At 54.9% G+C, this 22,673-nt stretch carries 20 protein-coding genes; 1 reads left to right on the top strand and 19 read right to left on the bottom strand.

Annotated elements, in window-relative coordinates; all coding sequences use genetic code 11:
* Position 1: 1 nt before the first annotated feature.
* The 3 genes from AF70_RS09060 to AF70_RS09050 are packed head-to-tail and all read right to left on the bottom strand — an operon-like array spanning position 2 to position 3,645.
* Positions 2-715 (bottom strand): class I SAM-dependent methyltransferase, encoded by a 714-nt coding sequence (locus AF70_RS09060; protein ID WP_028938985.1) that lies wholly within the window; start codon positions 713-715, stop codon positions 2-4.
* Positions 705-1,706, bottom strand: a complete 1,002-nt coding sequence (locus tag AF70_RS09055) for a glycosyltransferase family 2 protein (RefSeq protein ID WP_032830909.1) — start codon at positions 1,704-1,706, stop codon at positions 705-707. Before AF70_RS09055 ends, AF70_RS09060 begins: the two co-directional genes overlap by 11 nt.
* The gene (locus tag AF70_RS09050; RefSeq protein WP_028938984.1) at positions 1,690-3,645 is read right to left on the bottom strand and encodes a hypothetical protein; all 1,956 of its coding nucleotides are present in this window, start codon (positions 3,643-3,645) and stop codon (positions 1,690-1,692) included. The genes AF70_RS09055 and AF70_RS09050 overlap by 17 nt, the downstream gene beginning before the upstream one ends.
* Here AF70_RS09050 and AF70_RS09045 point away from each other — a divergent pair.
* Complete coding sequence (locus tag AF70_RS09045; protein WP_155954614.1) at positions 3,638-3,922, top strand: hypothetical protein; 285 nt, start codon at positions 3,638-3,640, stop codon at positions 3,920-3,922. The genes AF70_RS09050 and AF70_RS09045 overlap by 8 nt on opposite strands.
* A gap of 444 nt (positions 3,923-4,366) precedes the next feature.
* On the opposite strand, the gene AF70_RS09040 is transcribed toward AF70_RS09045, so the two are convergent.
* From AF70_RS09040 to gyrA, 16 genes are all read right to left on the bottom strand, one after another.
* On the bottom strand, positions 4,367-5,392 hold the full coding sequence (locus AF70_RS09040) for a glycosyltransferase family 4 protein (protein WP_028938983.1): 1,026 nt from the start codon (positions 5,390-5,392) through the stop codon (positions 4,367-4,369).
* Positions 5,389-6,351, bottom strand: a complete 963-nt coding sequence (locus tag AF70_RS09035; protein WP_028938982.1) for an SDR family oxidoreductase — start codon at positions 6,349-6,351, stop codon at positions 5,389-5,391. The genes AF70_RS09040 and AF70_RS09035 overlap by 4 nt, the downstream gene beginning before the upstream one ends.
* Positions 6,348-7,271, bottom strand: coding sequence for a glycosyltransferase (locus tag AF70_RS09030; protein WP_028938981.1), 924 nt, complete (start codon positions 7,269-7,271; stop codon positions 6,348-6,350). The genes AF70_RS09035 and AF70_RS09030 overlap by 4 nt, the downstream gene beginning before the upstream one ends.
* Positions 7,272-7,323: 52 nt before the next feature.
* On the bottom strand, positions 7,324-8,214 hold the full coding sequence (gene rfbA / locus AF70_RS09025; protein ID WP_028938980.1) for a glucose-1-phosphate thymidylyltransferase RfbA: 891 nt from the start codon (positions 8,212-8,214) through the stop codon (positions 7,324-7,326).
* Complete coding sequence (rfbD, locus tag AF70_RS09020; protein WP_028938979.1) at positions 8,211-9,104, bottom strand: dTDP-4-dehydrorhamnose reductase; 894 nt, start codon at positions 9,102-9,104, stop codon at positions 8,211-8,213. The genes rfbA and rfbD overlap by 4 nt, the downstream gene beginning before the upstream one ends.
* The gene (gene rfbB / locus AF70_RS09015) at positions 9,101-10,177 is read right to left on the bottom strand and encodes a dTDP-glucose 4,6-dehydratase (RefSeq protein WP_028938978.1); all 1,077 of its coding nucleotides are present in this window, start codon (positions 10,175-10,177) and stop codon (positions 9,101-9,103) included. Before rfbB ends, rfbD begins: the two co-directional genes overlap by 4 nt.
* Positions 10,178-10,403: 226 nt before the next feature.
* Positions 10,404-10,643: a LapA family protein gene (locus AF70_RS09010; protein ID WP_028938977.1), complete on the bottom strand. Its 240-nt coding sequence runs from the start codon at positions 10,641-10,643 to the stop codon at positions 10,404-10,406.
* A 27-nt stretch (positions 10,644-10,670) separates the two neighbouring features.
* Complete coding sequence (ihfB, locus tag AF70_RS09005) at positions 10,671-10,967, bottom strand: integration host factor subunit beta (RefSeq protein ID WP_003369729.1); 297 nt, start codon at positions 10,965-10,967, stop codon at positions 10,671-10,673.
* 149 nt (positions 10,968-11,116) lie between these two features.
* A complete protein-coding gene (locus AF70_RS09000; protein WP_028938976.1) occupies positions 11,117-11,395 on the bottom strand; it encodes a hypothetical protein in 279 nt (92 codons plus the stop codon).
* Between the two features lie 218 nt (positions 11,396-11,613).
* Positions 11,614-13,305, bottom strand: coding sequence for a 30S ribosomal protein S1 (rpsA, locus tag AF70_RS08995; RefSeq protein WP_018929851.1), 1,692 nt, complete (start codon positions 13,303-13,305; stop codon positions 11,614-11,616).
* 119 nt (positions 13,306-13,424) lie between these two features.
* Positions 13,425-14,114, bottom strand: a complete 690-nt coding sequence (gene cmk, locus AF70_RS08990) for a (d)CMP kinase (RefSeq protein WP_028938975.1) — start codon at positions 14,112-14,114, stop codon at positions 13,425-13,427.
* Positions 14,111-16,318 carry a bifunctional prephenate dehydrogenase/3-phosphoshikimate 1-carboxyvinyltransferase gene (locus AF70_RS08985; protein ID WP_028938974.1) on the bottom strand — a complete coding sequence of 736 codons (2,208 nt, stop codon included), beginning with the start codon at positions 16,316-16,318 and terminating at the stop codon, positions 14,111-14,113. The genes cmk and AF70_RS08985 overlap by 4 nt, the downstream gene beginning before the upstream one ends.
* Before the next feature lie 28 nt (positions 16,319-16,346).
* On the bottom strand, positions 16,347-17,459 hold the full coding sequence (gene hisC, locus AF70_RS08980; protein ID WP_007939918.1) for a histidinol-phosphate transaminase: 1,113 nt from the start codon (positions 17,457-17,459) through the stop codon (positions 16,347-16,349).
* Between the two features lie 12 nt (positions 17,460-17,471).
* Positions 17,472-18,566, bottom strand: coding sequence for a prephenate dehydratase (gene pheA / locus AF70_RS08975; RefSeq protein ID WP_007939916.1), 1,095 nt, complete (start codon positions 18,564-18,566; stop codon positions 17,472-17,474).
* A complete protein-coding gene (serC, locus tag AF70_RS08970; protein ID WP_028938973.1) occupies positions 18,566-19,651 on the bottom strand; it encodes a 3-phosphoserine/phosphohydroxythreonine transaminase in 1,086 nt (361 codons plus the stop codon). Before serC ends, pheA begins: the two co-directional genes overlap by 1 nt.
* A gap of 219 nt (positions 19,652-19,870) precedes the next feature.
* Positions 19,871-22,540, bottom strand: a complete 2,670-nt coding sequence (gene gyrA, locus AF70_RS08965; RefSeq protein ID WP_018929855.1) for a DNA gyrase subunit A — start codon at positions 22,538-22,540, stop codon at positions 19,871-19,873.
* Positions 22,541-22,673: the final 133 nt, after the last annotated feature.

The following is a 22,673-nucleotide window of genomic DNA, read 5'->3' as shown; positions in this document are numbered from 1 at the left end:
GTCAGCCCTGTGGCACTTCCGGTTTCTCTACAATGGCATGAAATGCGACGAAAAGATTCAAATCCATTGAGGCCAATTTGCACGGCCACCATGACTCGCTCGCGTTGGGGAAATAGTGCCGCATTAACGCAACCAAGTTATTGCACGGATTAACATGCTCTCTAGCCATCACATAATCGTAGGCAATATTCTGTTCAATTGCACTCTTGCGCGGCCCCAGTGTCCTGCCAAGTCGCCATGCTATACCCGGATCTGTCGGAATCAATATCGACAACGTCCCACCTGGTTTCAAGACTCTACGCCATTCCTTCAGCGCAAGATGGGGATAATAGATATGCTCGAGAACATGGGTCGCAATAAGCCGGTCGTAGCTATTATCTTCAGCATCTATTCTACTTCCCTGCTGCACAGAGAAAGTCAGACGTCCCTTATGGCGGGCTGAGGTCTTCCCAGACGCGACTTCCAGAGTTTTGGCATCCATATCCGTTAGTACATACTCATCGAAATCATGCCGCACGAAAGCAAGATGCTCTCCCGTCCCGGCACCAATTTCCAATACACGATTGAATTTCACACTCTCGCCAAATGGACTTTCAGTTAACCTATGACTCGCTCGCATTACAAATGACTGCAATGGACTGCCATAGTTGCTATCGTCATAGACATCAGCAAACCGTGCTCGGTAATCTAGCCATTCTTTATCTTCATTCTGCAATTTTTTTCTCCAAACTTTTAGTCACCGCAACCTTCTTGTTACGATGAAACGGCCTATCTGGAACCGATCGGATATCCTGCCCTAGAAATGCAAGAACCAATTGCAAACCCACAATAAACGGTAATGCTGACAACATTACAGTTCCAGGCGAAGACTGCAAACCGGTATCAATGGACCGCACCCAACTATGAGTTCCGAATATAACCCCAAATAGCAGCATCGCGCAGCCAACAGGCAGCTCTATAGATGCCAAGGACATATCCCGCAGGTAGTAATTATAAAAAATCCGCTTGAGGAAGTTTCTGACATGTTTAATCAGAAACTCCCCCACAACCGCGGAAATTTTTAAATTACTGACCTCATCACCATATTTTGCTTCCATCGGCACATCGACAACCACTGCACGCAGGGTGTTTAACCTGAACAACATGTCCGTCTCGAAGAAGTATCTTCGACTGATTTTTTTCATTGGAAGGTAGCGGACTACGTCGCGATGGATGGCGGTATAGCCATTCGTCGGATCAAAGAGGTTCCAATATCCAGACGACAGCTTTGCCATGAACGACAATACGGCATTCCCGAATAACCGCATTTTCGGCATCGCCTGAACTTTCTCTAGATCAAAAAAGCGGTTTCCTTTAGTGTAGTCAGCCTCGCCATTTAATATCGGCTCGACAAAATCCGTGATCAAGCCGGGGTCCATTTGCCCATCACCGTCGAGTTTGACAATAATGTCCATACCATCGGCGACCGCTGCCTCGTAGCCGGTCATGACAGCACCGCCTACACCTTGATTGATTTCATGCCTCAAAACCCTGACACGAGAGTCAGAACAAAGCTTTTCAACAAAAGAGCCGGTTTGTTCAGGGCAACAGTCATCAACAACATATATACGGCACACCTCATCGCCAATACCGCCGATCACATCAAGCACGTGCCCCCGTACCTTATAGCTTGGAATTACGACCGCAACATTATGATACGTGCGCATTTAATAACTCATTCTTTTCAGCAGTACCATTTCGACCGAAGGAAAGCCCCAAGGCCATAAAAAAAACTAGAAGCGACATCACCACCGAAGGCCAAAGATACCTATAGTCCTGCGCTCCCATTAATAGAGTCAAACTCATCAAATTACATAATAAAGGAGCAAACAGCAACCACACCGCAGGTTGCGTTCTAATGGCAATGATACACATCGAAATCAAACCGATAAGCGTGTACAAAGCAGGCCGGGTATACATTGTACTTCGCTGAACAAAACTATGATTCAGCTCATCTATCCGGCCTTTCAAGGCTGGCAGAAGCGAATGCGACTGCAATCCTAGTTCCCGCTGCTCAGGCATGCTGGTTATCTCAGCCGGCGAAATACTGAGCCATTCGTCGTTGCGCCCACCAATTCGCCAGATTAGCCCTGTCACGCAAGCCTGATGCTTTAAAAAGACCAACGGATAATTCCATATTGCTTTTAAAGCTAACGAATTCAGCTCGGAAGTATGTTCACCTAAGAAATTCCATTCCTTGCGAAGCTGTGGGTGCCAGAATAGTGACACAACCGACTCGCATTTATAATTTTCACGCCACTCTCGCGCGGGAAGCAATCTCTCGAGAAGCTGCCTGTCGCCTGAACTCCACTCCACCCCTGCAGTTTCCATTGAACCCAATATATGCATCGCAACGATCGCGCGATATTGTGGCAAAATAGGTGATACATTTAAAACTGTCAGTAGCAGGGTCTTTATCATCAAAAAAATCGCGACTTGCGAAATCAACGCAACACCTACCCGAAGGCGTGCCTGACCTTTCTTCGCGAAGAAAAATAAAGCCACAAAAAATATAAAACTTATTAATATGCCGTTATGGCGCATGGCAATAATAAACACGCCCGCCATACTCATCAGAAATAGTGAGCTAAGCCTCAGCGTCAGACCGCGGCGTACTTCACGCACCGCCAAGGTACTAAGAAGGATCACACCTGCGGTAAACGGAACATCTTTCCATAAGGTTGTGACAATGAGAAAGTTTGCCGGAAAAAGAGGAAATAGCAATGCCGCGAGAGAAATGACTCGTGGAGATGCGCCCCAGGCCAAGCACTCCTTCAAGAAAAACCATGTAGCACTAGTAAATATCAATATTTGCAGGATTACCGCGGATTGTGGATGCGGATAAACATAGAACGCCAACTTGTAGAGTTGAGTTGAAAGTATGGGATGTGAATCATTATACTGACCCGAAACCATCTGCCCCCACTGATTTATCGAGTCCGGCGACATTTGACCTGGCCAATATGCAGCTAAAACCAAGCTATACACGGTCAGGCTGGATAATATAATCCACGCATGCATCCAGGCACTGCCCGATGTAGCGATTCTGGTTCGTGATACTGTTCGACGCCCGAGAACAAGCAGAAGTATAAAAAATGCGACGAATGCAATCCCAAATAGCTTAGCGGCAGAAATAGTATTTGCCCACAGATTTATCTGCATTGGCGCGATTTTGCTGAGATCGACCTCGATCATGCCTTGAGTTGGGGAATACAGATCGATACGACGCCCTACCTGCCCATACTTGACTTCGACTATTCCTGAGTATTCACTCGTTGCAAATCTCAGGAATTTATCCGACTTAAGCGTTAATGCTGATTGCATGACAGCGGGTTGATTTCGAAACGAAACCAACGAATTATACTTAGTCTCCCAACCGGGATCCTTGTGAACAATCTGTGCCTCTAGTCTTTTAGAGTCCGTCGCGCGTATCCAGACCTCTGTCGATTTTGCGTCCGGATTTTGCTCACCAGTGGCCACGATCGTCAGATCCGTTGCCGCCTCCTCCTCAGAAAAGGAGATCGGTAACATAATGACGAAAAGAAGCGAAAAAAGTGCTGAAATAATTCCAGCTTTTACTGCAGACAGCACGAACAATTTGTTCATTCCTTTTGCGGGCTCATTGAGTCAGACCAATCAAATCAGCTTTCAGAGCTCTTATTCTTTGTGCGGAGCGCCGCGATGCCTTCCTCGCGGCTACCTGACCAACCAGTTCGATGTATCTGAACAATTTTCCAATAAAGAGCAAGATAGGCAGCAGAAAACAGGAAAACTATCAGGACAGATTGATGCTGTCAAAACAACACTGCTGAAAGAATCGAAAACAATGACAGCACCCACAAAAACGGTGATCTCATGGCACTACGCCTGCCCTGTGGCCTAACGGTAAGTCCTCCCTGAGAAAGTACACGTCAGGAGTAGAATTTTCTCCTGATCAGTTCAAGGGAGTTTTGTGTGAAGACATCACGCTTATCGGACAGCTAAATGATCCCCCCTCGCGCAACCGAGACTGGAAACCCGGTACCTAGGGTGTACCGGATTTACCGCGAAACGGAGCTAAACCTGCGGATGAAACCGCGCAATCGCCTCGTGCGGGAAGCTCCCTAGCCGCTGGCCGCTCCCGAGGTGATCTACTAGTGTTGGTTGATGGACTCCACGCATGACCAATTTGCCGAGCAAGGCAGCTTTTGGATTGTCAATTTGACTGATAATCCCAACCGCGAAGCCCCGAGCATGAAAATTGCTCTGCCGTTACCGGCAGAGCATACGGTGCGAGCACTGGACCAGGTGATTGAGTGGTATGGCAAATGGAGAGCGTCACTACTGCTCAAGAATCAGCCTTTTCCTCCAACGCCCCCGCATTAAATAAACAGGCTATAAAGACGAGCGGAGTGTATGCAAGTAACATTCCGAGTATTTCATTCAATAATCCCAGCCCAACAAAAATCGAAATTGGCACCAGCCAGACAAGATTAATGACAACAACCCCAAGCGTTACGACTCGATGGCTTTTGAAACGACGGGATGCATACTGATAGGCGTGGCTGCGATGCGCCTGAGAAACTTTGTCTCCACGCATCAAACGTCGCAGCAGCGTCCAGGTAGCGTCAACAATGAAAACTCCGAGCAGAATCAACCAACTCCAAAGCAGCTCCGGCGCTGTCCAAGCCGCATGGAGCGCTAAACCACCGAGAATGAAGCCTAAAAATCCACTGCCCGCATCTCCCATAAAGATGCGCGCGGGAGGAAAATTCCAGCATAGAAACCCGGCCACCGCTCCAGCCAAAACGAACGGAACCCATATCAGGTTGGTGTAACCACCAAGCCAATACAATGCACACGCCCCCAGACTTACGCATATGGCCTCAGCGCTGGCCAAGCCATCAATCCCGTCCATAAAATTATAGAGGTTCAGCATCCAGACAAGGTAAATCAGCGCGAATACATTACCGAACCAACCCAAGTCAATCGACGTACCAAAAAATGAAATGGATGCGAGGCCATTAAGCCAGTACAGCGCCCAGCCAGCCGCAATGAAATGCCCCAACAGCCGCCATCTAGCTGCAATATGACCATGATCATCGGCGAAGCCTATAAGCGCGACCAAAATTCCCGAGCCCAGTAATCCTGTAAGCAAAGGCATACCAAGCAGACCCAGAGCAGCCAACACCGGCAGCGCCCCTGCAAATGCCACCACAATAGCCACTCCGCCTCCACGAGGCTTAGGCACGGTATGGGAACTGCGCTCGTTTGGTATGTCCATTAAACTCTTGGCCAAGGCATAACGACGCAAGACATTGGTCAGCAAACATGAACTTGCGAACACAGCAGATAGCAACAGCCAAACATTCATTTCGTTAGTTTATCCAGATAATGGTCGGCGGTTTTGCGCAAAGCTTTATCCACACTTACCGATGGACGCCAATTCAAAACATCACATGTCTTTCTAATATCAACCTGCAACGAACTGCACAAACGCTGAACAACTGCTTTTTTACCCAGGAGTGAAGCACTTAAACTCAATATAAAACCAGGTATCGGGAGCAACCATGCTTTCGCGCCTAATGCGCGAGCCATGCGCCGAAGCAATAAAGTTGTAGATAGATCCTCACCATCACTAACCAGAAAGATATTATTCGCCGCCGCAGGATGATCTATACAGGTCACAATGAGATCCACAAGATTCTCAAGCGCCACCAGACTGCGCTGATTATTTATAGCCCCCAACGGCAAAGGTATACTTCTGTGCAGCCAATTCATCATGCTTAAAAAATTGGCTTTCACCCCTGGTCCATACACAAGCGGCGGTCTGATGATAACAACTTCCATTCCTGTGCTCAGGCCAATCTGCTTCAAAGCATCTTCAGCTTCTTGTTTCGAGACTCCGTACGGATCTACAGGTGCTGGAGGATCGTCAGCCTTAAAAGAACTCCGTGGTGCGGTGCTTTCGCCATTAACCTTGATTGAGCTGATAAAAATGAACCGCTTCACCCCCAACTCGGCAGCTTTCTGGGCGAGCCTAACGGTTCCGTCCACATTGACTTTGCGAAACTCCGAAAGAGAGTTCGTTGAGGTTTCGTTCATCACATGCACTCGAGCCGCGGCATGGATCACTACTTGAACATCATTCAAGGCGGGCGATGCCGCGGTATCAGTCAGGTCGAATGGGACAACCCGACACAAACCAAGCAATCGTGTAACACTTCGCACGGCGGCAACTGGGGTGAATTTTTTATCGAGTAAAAGCTTTAAGACCAAAGCCTCACCAACGAACCCGTTCGCTCCCGTCACCAAAACTTGTGGGCCTTTCATTTAGTCCTCTTTCCAACCACTGCAGTGGTACAACATATAAAAAAGAAGAGCACTTTATCGCGGAACCTTCGCCGGCATATCCAGGCGCTAAAGGAAAGTTTCAATAACTGCCTGCGCCCCAATTCTAACCAGGTTTCAACAAAAGGCTCTCTGTCCTGGCCCACCAATGAAGCAATCAATCGTACCTGAGTAAACCACCAGCCGTCATGAATCGTTTTATATCGGGCAATCAAAGGAGCCAATCCTGTATTAGCCCCTACTTGATTACTATCATGCTGGCGATACAGCATGGATGGAATCGGGTCAATGAACCATTTGAATTGATGACTTCGGGCGAAGGCGTAACAGTACCAGTCATGCAAACTAACTTCCTGTAATTGCTGCCAATTGGCAAACATGGAGTTCTTCAGCGAGTCTGCCAATCTCTTGCTCAACACGTAAGTACAACCCGGCCCAGCAGCCTCAAACAAAAAATCCCAGGCAACTTGCGGCTGCGCCTTGTCTAACAAATGTGTTTTACCATCCGGCCAGAAAGCCGTTACATTACTTGAATACGCATCAAATTCACGTGTCAGTAAAGTCTGGGTGGCCCGCTCGAGCTTGTCCGAGTGCCATATGTCATCTTGATCAGAAAACGCGATGAAGTCATAACCCTCAAAATCGACATCACGAATGAGACGGAAGAAATTGCGTGCTGCGCCACCGAAATTGCCGGCAGCTGGTAGCAAAACCACATCGCTGCGTTCAGCGAAAAAGCTTGCGCACCAGGCCTCGGTGCCGTCGGTAGAAGGATCAACACTTATATAGACAGTAACATCTACGGCTGACTGACCTAGGATCGAGAAAACTTGTTCTTCGATCCAGCGCATGCCGTTGTAGGCAGCCAACAAAACTGCAACCTTCGGTAATTTTACTGGCATGCCATCCTGCTTGAACATTGAACATTGAAACGTCGAAAAATAAGGTTCGCGATCAGCCAGAACTCGCATCCAACAATTTTTGCAGGTACTGACCATACCCCGTTTTCTTGAGACTTTCAGCCTGAGCTCCAAGTTGCTCAGCCGTGATCCAACCGTTGTGGTAGGCAATCTCTTCCAGGCAAGCAACTTTCAGTCCCTGGCGCTTCTCTATGGTGTGCACGAAGTGGCTAGCCTCTAGCAACGAGTCGTGAGTTCCGGTGTCCAACCAGGCAAAACCGCGACCAAGAATTTCGACTTTCAGAGCATTCTGTTCAAGATAGGCGCGGTTGATGTCGGTAATTTCCAGCTCGCAGCGTGCGGACGGCTTAATGCCTTTAGCAATCTCGACGACCTTGTTGTCGTAGAAGTAAAGACCAGTCACAACGTAGCTGGATTTGGGTTTCTGCGGCTTCTCTTCTATGCTCAGCGCCCGACCAGATGCGTCGAACTCCACAACACCGAAACGTTCAGGATCAGCCACATGATAGCCAAATACAGTCGCGCCGATTTCTTGAGCGCTGGCGGAACGCAGGTTGTCCGAGAAGTGCTGACCGTAGAAGATGTTGTCACCCAGGATCAGGCAGCAAGGGTCCTTGCCGATGAATTCTTCGCCAATGATGAAGGCTTGTGCCAGCCCGTCCGGGCTAGGTTGCTCGGCGTAGGTCAACTTGATGCCGTACAGGCCGCCATCGCCTAGCAATTTGCGGAAGCACGGCAGATCTTCCGGAGTGGAAATAATCAGGATTTCGCGTATACCGGCAAGCATCAACACTGACAGCGGATAGAAGATCATCGGCTTGTCGTAAATCGGCAGCATCTGCTTGGACACACCAAGGGTCAACGGGTGCAGACGAGTGCCCGAGCCACCAGCGAGGATGATGCCTTTACGATTTGTCGTTGTCATTTATTCAGGATTTCCATCAGCATTCGGGTGACGCCACTTTGCCAATCAGGCAAGTGCAGAGAAAAATTGTCGCGCAGCTTCTGAGTGTTCAACCGGGAATTCAGAGGGCGGCGCGCCGGTGTTGGGTAGGCGGCTGTGTCTATCGGGTTGATCGCTGTAATAGCGAGCTCTTCACCGTTGGCCTTTGCAAAACCGATCACGTGGCTGGCGTAGCCATGCCAGGATACTTCGCCGGCGGCCGCCAAGTGATACAGGCCCGCCAGCTCAGGACGCTGCAGCACTTGTTGAATGGCCAACGCAGTCACGTCGGCGATCAGGTCCGCGCCGGTCGGGGCGCCTATCTGGTCGGCGATGACGCTCAGGGTGTCGCGGTCCTTGGCCAGACGCAGCATGGTCTTGGCAAAGTTGTTGCCGCGAGCGCCATAGACCCAGCTGGTACGGAAGATCAGGTGCTTGCAGCCCGAGGCAATAATCGCCTGCTCGCCGGCCAGTTTGCTGGCACCGTAGTGATTCACTGGGGCGACGGCATCGGTCTCTTGCCATGGCGCCAGGCCTTCACCGTTGAACACGTAATCGGTCGAGTAGTGAATCAGCCAAGCCCCTAGAGATACGGCTTCTTCAGCCATGACCTGACTCGCCTGACCATTCACGCGGCTGGCCAGTTCAGTCTCGGACTCAGCTTTATCGACCGCAGTGTAGGCCGCTGCGTTGACGATGACGTCCGGCCTGACCTGACGAATCGTCGCGCGCAGTGCATGGAGGTCAGACAGGTCGCCACTCAAACCATCGACTGGGTGACGGTCCAGGGCGATCAGTTCGCCAAGAGGCGCAAGAGAGCGTTGCAGCTCCCAGCCGACCTGGCCGTTTTTTCCCAACAGGAGAATTTTCATGCTTTGTCCGAACGGCCCGCGTAATTCTGGTCGATCCATTGCTGGTAGCTGCCGCTCTTCACGTGAGCTACCCACTCAGTGTTGTTCAGGTACCACTCGACAGTCTTGCGAATACCGGTTTCAAAGGTCTCTTCCGGCGTCCAGCCCAGCTCGCGCTGGATTTTGCTGGCGTCGATCGCGTAACGCTGGTCGTGGCCCGGGCGATCCTGAACATAGGTGATCAGGCTGGCGTGTGGACGATGAGCGGAGTCCGGACGCAATTCGTCGAGCAGTGCGCAAAGGGTGTGTACCACTTCGATGTTTTGCTTCTCGTTATGGCCGCCGATGTTGTAGGTCTCGCCGATCACGCCTTCGGTCACGACTTTGTACAGTGCGCGGGCGTGGTCTTCGACGTAGAGCCAGTCACGAACCTGATTGCCTTTGCCGTAGACCGGCAGCGGCTTGCCTTCCAGTGCGTTGAGAATGATCAGCGGGATCAATTTCTCAGGGAAGTGGAACGGACCATAGTTGTTCGAACAGTTGGTAACCAGGGTCGGCAGGCCGTAGGTACGGCTCCAGGCGCGAACCAGATGATCAGAACTGGCCTTGCTGGCCGAGTATGGCGAGCTTGGCTGATACGGCGTGGTTTCGGTGAAGAGGTCTTCCGGACCGTCAAGGTCTCCGTAGACTTCGTCGGTGGAAATATGGTGGAAGCGGAAGCTGGCTTTGCGCGCATCATCCAGTGCGGTCCAATAGTGGCGCGCAGCTTCCAGCAAGGTGTAGGTGCCGATGATGTTGGTCTGGATGAACTCGGATGGACCGGAGATCGAGCGGTCAACGTGAGACTCTGCGGCCAGGTGCATGATTGCATCCGGTTGGTGTTCACGCAGGACACGGTCCACTTGATCGCGGTCGCAGATGTCGACGCGCTCGAACACATAACGCGAGTTCTGGCTGACTCCGGCCAGCGACTCAAGATTACCGGCATAAGTCAGTTTATCAACGTTAACGACAGAGTCGGCAGTGTTGGAGATGATATGACGAATGACTGCCGAGCCGATGAACCCGGCGCCGCCGGTTACTAGAATTTTCACGCGAAACCATATCCTTGAGTTACTGACGGGGCCGCCAACCGAGCGTTGCCTAATCCATGAATGCAAAAGCCATCAAGTCAGCTGAAGCTTCTGACTGAGTCAGTTTGAACAAATCAGGAAATGCCCTATCGATCAAGCGCGGCATTTTACAGCTTAATGAAGGTTTTACTAACGGATATGGACAAGCTGCGAAGCAAATTCCACGCCTACAGCGGGCTTGTCGCACTCAGACAAGGCGCTTGCGTGAGGCTCTGGACGGACGCCCCAGAAACCAGCCCAGAATGGGCCCGATCACCATGCCGATCAGCAGCGCAATTACCATGATCAGCGATACTGGCAACTGCGGGCCCGCCCAACCGAGGAACAGCAGGGACACGCCTTGCTGGTTCTCAAGAACGAACGCCAGGATCACCAGAACGAGCAACAGGACAAATACAGCGAGGAGTACGCGCTTGAGGTTACGCATCAGCGACTCCTTGAAGTGCGGAAGCCGTCAAAGCCCTTCCTCCTCATCTTCGTTCACACGATCGCGCAGTTCTTTGCCTGGCTTGAAATGCGGAACAAACTTGCCGTCAAGGCTGACGGACTGACCTGTTTTTGGATTGCGCCCTACGCGCGGTGCGCGATAGTGCAGTGAGAAGCTGCCAAAACCACGGATCTCGATTCGATCACCAGTGGCCAGACATTGGGACATTTGCTCAAGCATGGTCTTGATGGCCAGCTCCACATCCTTGGATGAGAGTAGCCCTTGATGGGTGACAATTCGTTCGATCAACTCCGACTTCGTCATATTTTTCCCTTCTTTTTCAAGCAGCTAGATCAGCGCTTCAAAGGTTTTAGCATGCTCTGATGAATTTGAACAGCCTGAGCTTTGACATATTCTCCCCGGCCGCGAGATGCCTGATTTCAGAGCACCGGAACGCTGACGAACTCATCCGCTCACCTGCATATGACGAGCATGGTGCGCGTCAGATAACCTGCAGGATTGAAGCCGAAAGGGAATACATCTTCCTCTTTGGCCTCATCGGACCTTACGATGACTTTATAGCCTGCCCCCTTACACTCCTTGGCCGCTCGCTTGTAACACCTCTCCCATCCCGAGCCCAACCCCGAACAATCGACCTCTATGCCACTGACGCCGCGTATCGCATGAGTTTTGGCACTAGTGGTACAACCTGCCAATGTCATTACTGCTATCACGACAATGAACTTGTTCATTCAATTCCTTAGATCGAGCGTACTGATCGGCGATCGCTCACCTCAGACTAAGCCTAGCCCCTGAATCGACAATTGACCTGTATGAAGTTACAGACAACTTATGTAGATCATTGGTTTCACGAAAGAAATATTGCAGCGTCAGCACATTAGGGATTCACCAAATCGCAGACACAAAAAAGGGCGACCGAAGTCGCCCTTTTTCTATGGTCTGACAGAACTCAGTTCTGTTTTTCCATTTGTGCACGCAACAGGTCGCCCAGAGTGGTAGGACCAGCAGCGATGTCAGCAGCAGGCTTGTCTTTCAAGCTCTGGATTGCTTCTTTCTCTTCAGCATCATCTTTCGACTTGATGGAGAGCTGGATTACGCGGCTCTTGCGATCAACGCTGATGATCTTGGCTTCTACTTCCTGGCCTTCTTTCAGAACGTTGCGCGCGTCTTCAACGCGGTCACGGCTGATTTCGGAGGCTTTCAGAGTCGCTTCGATATCGTCGGCCAGAGTGATGATGGCGCCTTTAGCGTCAACTTCTTTCACGATGCCTTTAACGATGGCGCCTTTGTCGTTCTCTTGAACGTACTCGGAGAACGGATCGCTTTCCAGTTGCTTGATACCCAGGGAGATGCGCTCGCGCTCTGGGTCAACCGACAGGATAACGGTGTCCAGCTCGTCGCCTTTCTTGAAGCGGCGTACGGCTTCTTCGCCCACTTCGTTCCAGGAGATGTCGGACAGGTGAACCAGACCGTCGATGCCGCCGTCCAGACCAATGAAGATACCGAAATCGGTGATCGACTTGATGGTGCCGGAGATTTTATCGCCCTTGTTGAACTGGCCAGAGAAATCTTCCCATGGGTTAGATTTGCACTGCTTGATGCCGAGGGAGATACGACGACGCTCTTCGTCGATGTCCAGAACCATAACTTCCACTTCGTCGCCGACTTGTACGACTTTCGAAGGGTGGATGTTCTTGTTGGTCCAGTCCATTTCGGAAACGTGTACCAGACCTTCAACGCCTTCTTCCAGCTCAGCGAAGCAGCCGTAGTCGGTCAGGTTGGTTACACGAGCGGTAACGCGAGTGCTTTCTGGGTAACGGGCTTTGATAGCAACCCATGGATCTTCGCCCAGTTGCTTGAGGCCCAGGGAAACACGATTGCGCTCGCGATCGTACTTCAGAACCTTGACATCGATCTCGTCGCCAACATTGACGATTTCGGAAGGATGCTTGATACGCTTCCAAGCCATGTCGGTAATGTGCAGCAGGCCATCGACGCCACCCAGATCGACGAATGCGCCGTAATCGGTGAGGTTCTTGACGATACCTTTGACTTGTTGGCCTTCCTGCAGGGATTCCAGCAGAGCTTCACGCTCGGCGGAGTTCTCGGCTTCGAGGACGCTGCGACGGGAAACGACAACGTTGTTGCGTTTCTGGTCGAGTTTGATGACCTTGAATTCCAGCTCTTTGCCTTCCAGGTGCGTGGTGTCGCGCACTGGACGGACGTCAACCAGAGAACCTGGCAGGAACGCACGGATGCCGTTAACGTCGACAGTGAAGCCGCCTTTAACCTTACCGTTGATAACGCCCTTGACCACTTCTTCGGCTGCGAAGGCTGCTTCCAGAACAATCCAGCATTCAGCGCGCTTGGCTTTTTCACGGGACAGCTTGGTTTCACCAAAGCCGTCTTCAACCGAGTCCAGAGCAACGTGAACTTCGTCACCGACGTTGATGTTCAGTTCGCCAGCGTCGTTGTAGAACTGCTCAAGCGGGATGAGTGCTTCAGACTTCAGGCCAGCGTGAACGGTTACCCAGCGAGCTTGGTAATCGATATCAACGATAACACCGGTGATGATGGAGCCTGCCTGAAGGTTCAGGGTTTTTAGGCTTTCTTCAAAGAGTTCCGCAAAGCTTTCGCTCATTTTAATTCCTGTTGATAAGGGCGAAGAATACGCCCATCTCCACATCCCAGACGATGTGGGTTAGTTTCATTTAAAAGAAGCTCCGCAGGACTATGACTGGTCCCCTGCGGCCCTCTTGGTCACCCGGCGATATCGCGAATGGCGATCTCGCTCATGATGCGTTCCAGCACCTGCTCGATGGATAATTCCGTGGAATCCAGCTGTATGGCGTCAGCCGCCGGTTTGAGCGGGGCTACCGCTCGCTGGGTGTCACGCTCATCGCGCGCACGTATCTCATCTAGCAGACTCGACAGACTAACACCATCGACTTTGCCCTTCAACTGCAAGTAACGTCGGCGCGCACGCTCTTCGGCACTGGCAGTGAGGAAAATCTTCAAGGGTGCGTCGGGAAATACCACCGTACCCATGTCGCGACCATCGGCCACCAGACCCGGCGCCTCCTGAAAAGCCCGCTGACGCTGCAGCAACGCCTCGCGAACCGCGGGCAACGCGGCGACCTGCGAGGCACCCGAGCCGACACTCTCGGTACGGATCACATCGCTGACTTCATCACCTTCCAGAATAATGCGCTGCAACTGACCATCGGTCGCCGCGATGAACTGCACATCCAGATGAGCGGCGAGCTTCTTGAGCAATTCCTCATTGGTCAGGTCGACGCCATGGTTATGCGCGGCAAAAGCCAGCAGTCGATAAAGTGCACCGGAATCCAGCAGGTTCCAGCCCAGGCGCTTGGCCAGAATCCCGGCGACAGTACCTTTGCCAGAGCCGCTTGGCCCATCAATAGTGATGACCGGTGCAATGCTGATCACGACTGAGCCTCTTGTGCAACACGGATACCGACCTGCGCGCACAGCGCGAGGAAGTTCGGGAACGAGGTCGCGACGTTGGCGCAATCATGGATGCGGATCGGCGCAGTGGCGCGCAGTGAAGCCACGCTGAAGGCCATGGCAATCCGGTGATCGCCGTGACCGTGCACTTCGCCGCCGCCGATCTGGCCGCCGTCGATGATGAGGCCGTCCGGAGTGGGCTCGCACTTGACGCCCAACGCCAGCAGACCGTCCGCCATGACCTGGATCCGGTCCGACTCCTTCACGCGCAGCTCTTCGGCACCACGCAGCACAGTGCGACCTTCGGCACATGCAGCCGCCACGAACAGCACCGGAAACTCGTCGATAGCCAGTGGAACCAGCGCTTCGGGAATCTCGATACCTTTGAGTTTAGCTGCCCGCACACGCAGGTCAGCTACCGGCTCGCCACCAACTTCACGCTGGTTTTCCAGAGTGATGTCAGCGCCCATCAGGCGCAGGATGTCGATTACGCCGGTGCGGGTCGGGTTGATGCCGACGTGTTCGAGCACCAGCTCCGAACCTTCGGCAATCGACGCCGCCACCAGGAAGAACGCCGACGACGAGATATCGCCCGGCACTTCAATGTGGGTCGCGGTCAACTTGTGGCCGGACTCGACCGAGGCGGTCGCCCCGTTAACGGTCACCGGGTAGCCGAAGCCGCGCAACATGCGCTCGGTGTGGTCGCGAGTCGGTGCCGGCTCGGTGACCGTGGTCTTGCCTTCGGCATACAGACCCGCCAGCAGCAGGCAGGATTTAACCTGGGCACTGGCCATCGGCATGGTGTAAGTCAGGCCCTTGAGCTTGTTGCCGCCACGAATGGTCATCGGTGGACGACCGTCAGCGGCGGTCTCGATCACAGCGCCCATTTCACGCAGCGGATTGGCCACGCGATTCATCGGGCGCTTGGACAACGAAGCGTCGCCGGTCAGGGTGCTGTCGAAGTTCTGCGCAGCCAGCAGGCCAGACAGCAGACGCATCGAAGTGCCGGAGTTACCCAGATAGATCGGGCCCGGCGCAGGCTTCAGGCCATGCAGGCCGACGCCGTGAATGGTCACACGACCATGGTGCGGACCTTCGATGACGACACCCATGTCGCGGAAAGCTTGCAGGGTCGCCAGGGCGTCTTCGCCCTCGAGGAAACCTTCCACTTCGGTGACGCCGCAGGCTAAGGAACCGAGCATGATCGAGCGGTGGGAAATCGATTTGTCGCCCGGTACACGAATCCGCCCAGTCAGGCGGCCACCAGGTTGTGCCAGGAAAATCAGATCGTTGGAATTCATAGCGTCCACATAGGCCCGGCGGGCCAGGATTTTACTGAAATGCTCGCGGGCAACCCGGGCGCGAGTGAACACGCCCAACAATTGGTGCCCATCCCCTGCATCGACCGCGTCGCGCAAGGCGTCGAGGTCGCTGCGAAATGTATCGAGTGTGCGCAGGACAGCTTCGCGGTTGGCGAGGAAGATGTCGTGCCACATGACCGGGTCGCTACCGGCGATTCTTGTGAAATCGCGGAAACCGCCCGCAGCGTAACGGAAGATCTCAAGATTTTCATTGCGTTTGGCCAATGAATCGACCAAACCGAACGCCAGCAAGTGCGGCAAATGGCTGGTTGCCGCCAACACTTCGTCATGACGCTCGACTTGCATGTGCTCGACGTCGGCGCCTAATTCGCGCCACAACCGGTCGACCACTGCCAGCGCGACCGGATCGGTCTGATCCAGCGGCGTCAGAATCACTTTATGGCGACGAAACAGGTCGGCATTGGAGGCTTCCACCCCACTCTGCTCGGAACCGGCAATCGGATGCCCCGGCACGAAACGCGCCGGCATGCCGCCAAATGCTTCGGTCGCCGCGCGCACCACATTGCCCTTGGCACTGCCGACGTCAGTCAGAATCGCCTGCCCCAGGTCCATGCCCGCCAACAGCGCGAGCAGTTTCTCCATGGCCAGGATCGGCACCGCCAACTGAATCACGTCCGCGCCCTGGCAAGCCGCCACCAGGTCTTCTTCGCAGCGATCCACCACACCCAACTCGACCGCCAGCTTGCGCGACTGCGGGTCGAGATCGACCCCGACCACTTCGCGGCACAGACCGCTTTCACGCAGGCCTTTGGCAAACGAACCGCCGATCAACCCCAGACCGACCACCACCAGGCGACCGATCATAGGTTCAGCAGATTGCAGTGCAGTGACATCAACCACGAGCCATAACCTTGGTCAGCGCCTCGAGGAAGCGGCTGTTTTCCGCTGGCAAACCGATGGTGATGCGCAGGTGGTTTGGCATGCCGTAGTTGGCCACCGGACGCACGATCACGCCTTCGCGCAGCAACCCCTGGAACACCGGGGCAGCAACGCGACCCAGATCGACACAGATAAAGTTGCCTTTGGATGGAATCCAGCTCAGCCCCAACTCACGGAAACCCGCCTCAAGCTGCTGCATGCCGGATTGGTTCAGGCGACGGCTTTCAGCCAGGTACTCGACGTCTTGCAGCGCGGCACAAGCGGCGGCCAGCGCGAGGCTGTTGACGTTGAACGGCTGACGCACGCGATTGAGCACATCGGCGACGATGGCCGAGGACAAACCGTAGCCGACCCGCAGCGACGCCAGACCATAGGCCTTGGAGAAGGTGCGCGAGACCAGCAGGTTCGGATAGGCCGCCAGATAGTCCAGGCCATCCGGCAAGTCGCTGCCTTCGGCGTACTCGATGTAGGCCTCGTCCAGCACCACCAGCACATGGGCCGGAACGTCCTGCAGGAATTCATCCAGCGCCTCGGCGTCGAACCAGGTCCCGGTCGGGTTGTTCGGGTTGGCGATGAATACCACGCGGGTATCGGCATCGATCGCGGCCAGCATCGCCGGCAGATCATGACCCCAGTCTTTGGCCGGGATCACTTTTGCCTGGGCGCCAACGGCCTGGGTCGCGATCGGATAGACCGCAAACGCATGTTCGCTGAACACCGCGTTCAGGCCCGGTGCCAGATAGGCACGCGCCACCAGCTCCAGAATATCGTTGGAGCCGTTGCCCAGCGTCACCTGGTTCAGCTCGACGCGACACTGATCGGCCAGCAGGGTCTTGAGCGCAAAACCGTTGCCGTCCGGATAGCGGGTCAGCTCGGCCAGCGCTTCACGAATCGCCGCCAGCGCCTTGGGGCTGGCACCCAACGGGTTTTCGTTGCTCGCCAGCTTGACGATGCTGGCCGGATCGAGGTTCAGCTCACGGGCCAGTTCGTCCACAGGCTTGCCCGGAACGTAAGGCGAAAGTTGTTGCACGCCCGGCTGTGCCAGAGCGAGGAAGTTGCCACTCATTTGCTACCGCCCTTAGAGAACTGCTTTCGGGTAGGAACCCAGCACTTTGAGTGCCACCGCTTCCTGACTGATCTTTTCCAGCACACCTTTGACCAGTGGGTCGCGGTGATGGCCGACGAAGTCGATGAAGAACACGTAGGTCCATTTACCGCTGCGCGACGGACGGGTCTCAATCCGTGTCAGATCGATGCCATTGTCGTGGAACGGCACCAGCAACTCGTGGAGAGCGCCGGGCTTGTTGCTCATGGAAACGATGATCGAGGTCTTGTCGTCACCGGTCGGCGGCACTTCCTGGTTACCGATCATCAGGAATCGCGTGGAGTTGTCCGGGCGATCCTCGATTTTCTCGGCCAGACGGGTCAACCCGTAGAGGCCGGCAGCCATGTCGCCGGCAATCGCCGCCGAGTTCCACTCACCCTTGACCCGCTTGGCCGCTTCGGCGTTGCTGGACACCGCCACGCGCTCGACATTCGGGTAATGGGCATCCAGCCACTTGCGGCACTGGGCCAGGGACTGGGCGTGGGAATAGATGCGACTGATGCTGTCGGTCTTGGTGTTTTCGCCAACCAACAGGTGATGGTGAATACGCAGCTCGACTTCGCCACAGATCACCATGTCGTGTTCGAGGAAGCTGTCGAGAGTGTGGTTGACCGCGCCCTCGGTGGAGTTTTCCACCGGGACCACGCCAAAGTTCACCGCACCGGCCGCCACTTCACGGAACACTTCGTCGATTGCCGCCATTGGCTTGCTGATCACCGCGTGACCGAAGTGCTTCATGGCCGCCGCCTGAGTGAAGGTACCTTCAGGGCCGAGGTAAGCCACTTTCAGCGGCTGCTCGAGGGCCAGGCACGAGGACATGATTTCGCGGAACAGCCGCGCCATCTCTTCGTTGCCCAGCGGCCCCTGGTTACGCTCCATCACGCGCTTGAGCACCTGAGCTTCGCGCTCAGGACGATAGAACACCGGCACTTCGCCTTCGGCCAGCGAGGCCATCTTTACTCGCGCAACTTCCTGGGCGCAGCGTGCGCGCTCACTGATCAGCTCCAGGACCTTTTCGTCCAGAGCATCAATGCGCAGGCGCAGTGCCTTGAGTTCTTGCTCAGACATTAGCCGTGTTCCTTCTCGAACTCTGCCATGTACGAAACCAGTGCGTTGACCGCAACGATATCGACGGCGTTATAGATGGAGGCACGCATGCCGCCCACGGAACGGTGACCTTTGAGGTTCAACAGGCCACGTTCGTCGGCACCGGCCAGGAACGGCTTGTCGAGACGATCGTCGGCCAGACGGAACGGCACGTTCATCCACGAGCGGTCCGACTTGTTGATCGGGTTGCTGTACAAGCCGCTGGCGTCGATGAAGTCGTACAGCGTGCGCTGCTTCACTTCATTGAGCTTGCCGATGGCTTCGACGCCGCCCTGCTCTTTCAGCCACTCGAACACCAGGCCAGACAAGTACCAGGCCAGGGTTGGCGGCGTGTTGTACATCGAGCCGTTGTCGGCCGCGACCTTGTAGTTGAGCATGGTCGGGCAGATGGAACGGGCGTTACCCAACAGGTCTTCGCGAACGATGTTGACGACGATGCCGCTCGGGCCGATGTTTTTCTGGGCGCCGGCGTAGATCATGCCGAAACGCGAGACATCCACCGGGCGCGAAAGAATGTCCGAGGACATGTCGGCGACCAGCGGTACATCACCGGTTTCCGGGATCCACTGGAATTCCAGGCCGCCGATGGTTTCGTTTGGCGCGTAGTGAACGTAGGCCGCATCTTTCGACAGGTTCCATTCGTTCTGACCAGGCACAGCGAAATAGTCGTAAGGCTTGGCGGTCGCGGCGACGTTGACGTGGCCGTAGCGCGAAGCTTCTTCGATAGCCTTCTGCGACCAGATACCGGTATCGATATAGTCGGCGGAGCGGCCTTCCGGCAACAGGTTCAGAGGAATCTGAGCAAATTGCTGGCTCGCGCCACCTTGCAGAAACAGCACTTTATAGTTCGAGGGGATATTCAGCAGATCACGCAGATCCTGCTCGGCCTTGGTGGCAATGGACACGAACTCATCGCTGCGATGGCTCATTTCCATGACCGACAGGCCCTTGCCGTGCCAATCAAGGAGTTCAGCCTGGGCGCGCTTCAGGACAGCTTCGGGAAGCGCCGCAGGACCGGCACAGAAGTTATAGGCTCTCTTGCTCACATCCAATCTCGCTCTGATTTGGTGGTATCACGCAATAAATCTGTAGGAGCTGTCGAGCAGAGCGAGGCTGCGATCTTTTAGTGCTGAGCGAAAGCAAGAGCCAGATCAAGAGATCGCAGCATCGCTTCGCTCGACAACTCCTACATAAAAAACAATTCCACAGTTCCCTGAGGACAAACAACAAGGGGGCGAATCTTCATCCGCCCCCTGCTTGCCCGCTTACTCCTGCGGCTCTTCGTCGGCGGCGGCGTCGAGTTGCTGGTCGTCGGCAACATCGTCGATCACGACCTCACCCTCGAACACTGCACCCTCTTCACCTGCAAGCCCTTCGCCTTCCAGCTCTTCGCCTTCGACTTCCGACGGTTCCTGAACCCGCTCCAGGCCCACCAGCGTTTCATCGTTGGCCAGCTTGATCAGGGTCACGCCCTGGGTATTACGGCCCAGGCTGGACACTTCGTCGACGCGGGTACGAACCAACGTACCCTGGTCGGAAATCAGCATGATTTCCTCGCCGTCGAGCACCTGAACGGCGCCGACCAAGCGGCCGTTACGCTCGTTGCTGACCATGGCGATAACGCCCTGACCGCCACGCTTGTACTCAGGGAACTCGGTGATCGCCGTGCGCTTGCCGAAACCACGCGCCGAAGCGGTGAGGATCTGGCTGCCTTCTTCCGGGATCAGCATGGAAATCAGCTTCTGGCCTTCCGGCAGACGCATGCCGCGGACACCGCGAGCGGTACGGCCCATGGCGCGAACGTCGGTTTCCTTGAAGCGAGTCACCTTGCCGCCGTCGGAGAACAGCATGACTTCGCGATCGCCATCGGTAATGGCCGCAGAGATCAGCACGTCGCCTTCATCCAGCTCCAGCGCGATCAGACCGACGCTGCGTTGACGGCTGAAGGATTCCAGCGGGGTCTTCTTCACGGTGCCTTTGGCAGTGGCCATGAAGATGAAGTGACCTTCGGTGTATTCCTCGACCGGCAGCATGGTGGTGATGTATTCATCACTGTCCAGCGGCAGCAGGTTGACCAGCGGACGACCACGGGCAGCGCGGGAGGCTTCCGGGATTTCGTAGGTTTTCAGCCAGTACACTTTACCTTTGCTGGAGAACAGCAGCAGCGTGGTGTGGCTGTTGGCGACCAGCAGGTGAGCGATGTAGTCCTCATCCTTCACGCCGGTAGCCGATTTACCTTTACCGCCACGACGCTGAGCCTGGTACGCAGCCAAAGGCTGGGTCTTGGCGTAGCCACCGTGGGAAATGGTCACGACGCGCTCTTCTTCCGGGATCATGTCGCCCAGGGTCAGGTCGAGACGGGCATCGAGAATCTCGGTGCGACGTACATCGCCGTACTCGGCACGGATCACTTCCAGCTCTTCGCGGATCACTTCCATCAGGCGCGTGGCGCTGTTGAGGATGCGGATCAGCTCGCCGATCTGGTTGAGGATCTCTTGATACTCGGCCAGCAGCTTCTCGTGTTCCAGACCGGTCAGGCGGTGCAGACGCAGTTCCAGAATGGCTTGTGCCTGCTCTGGCGACAGGAAGTACTTGCCGTCGCGCAGACCGTATTGCGGATCGAGGTTTTCCGGACGGCACGAATCGGCACCGGCACGTTCAACCATTGCAACCACCGCGGAGGATTCCCACGGCGTGCTGATCAGCGCTTCCTTAGCTTCCGACGGGGTCGGCGAAGCCTTGATCAGGGCGATGACCGGGTCGATGTTCGACAGGGCAACCGCTTGACCTTCCAGGATGTGGCCACGTTCGCGCGCCTTACGCAGTTCGAACACGGTACGGCGGGTCACGACTTCGCGACGGTGACGAACGAAGGCTTCCAGCAGATCCTTGAGGTTGAGGATCCGCGGACGGCCGTCGATCAGCGCAACGATGTTGATGCCGAACACGCTTTGCAGCTGAGTCTGGGCGTAGAGGTTGTTGAGGATCACCTCAGGCACTTCGCCGCGACGCAGCTCGATCACGACGCGCATACCGTCCTTGTCGGACTCGTCGCGCAGCTCGGTGATGCCTTCAAGCTTCTTCTCTTTGACCAGCTCGGCGATCTTCTCGATCAGACGGGCCTTGTTCAGCTGGTAAGGGAGTTCGGTGATGACGATCTGCTGACGGCCACCGACCTTGTCGATGTCTTCGATGATCGAGCGGGCACGCATGTAAATGCGCCCGCGACCGGTGCGGTAGGCTTCGATGATGCCAGCGCGACCGTTGATGATCGCGGCGGTCGGGAAGTCCGGACCGGGGATGTATTGCATCAGCTCATCGACAGTCAGCTCCGGATTGTCGATGAGTGCCAGGCAACCGTCGATGACTTCACCGAGGTTGTGCGGCGGAATGTTGGTCGCCATGCCCACGGCGATACCGCTGGAGCCGTTGACCAGCAGGTTGGGGATCTTGGTCGGCATGACCGCGGGGATCATTTCGGTGCCGTCGTAGTTCGGCACCCAGTCCACGGTTTCTTTATGCAGGTCGGCCAGCAGCTCGTGCGCCAGTTTGGTCATGCGCACTTCGGTGTATCGCATGGCCGCGGCGTTGTCGCCGTCTACCGAACCGAAGTTGCCCTGACCGTCCACCAGCAGGTAACGCAGCGAGAATGGCTGCGCCATCCGAACGATGGTGTCGTACACCGCGGTATCACCGTGCGGGTGATACTTACCGATCACGTCACCGACAACACGGGCAGATTTCTTGTACGGCTTGTTGAAGTCGTTGCCCAGCTCGCTCATCGCGAACAGCACACGCCGGTGCACGGGCTTCAAGCCATCGCGCGCATCCGGCAGTGCCCGCCCGACAATTACGCTCATCGCGTAGTCGAGGTAGGACTGCTTCAGCTCGTCTTCGATATTGACCGGGAGGATTTCTTTGGCCAGTTCGCCCATGAGAAGCCTGATTCCTTTTTCTGGTGAAACTTCGTCACATCCATATGGGACGAACGAAGCTCGCCGATGCAGACTGAGTGCCATGCACCGACTTACGACAAATCAACGAGTTATGCCATGGATCTGCGCAGTA

It is taken from the genome of Pseudomonas sp. KD5, from assembly GCF_012932895.1.
Lineage (GTDB): Bacteria > Pseudomonadota > Gammaproteobacteria > Pseudomonadales > Pseudomonadaceae > Aquipseudomonas.
The sequence above is the reverse complement of the archived record's forward strand: the minus strand, read 5'-3'. Positions and strand labels throughout refer to the sequence as shown.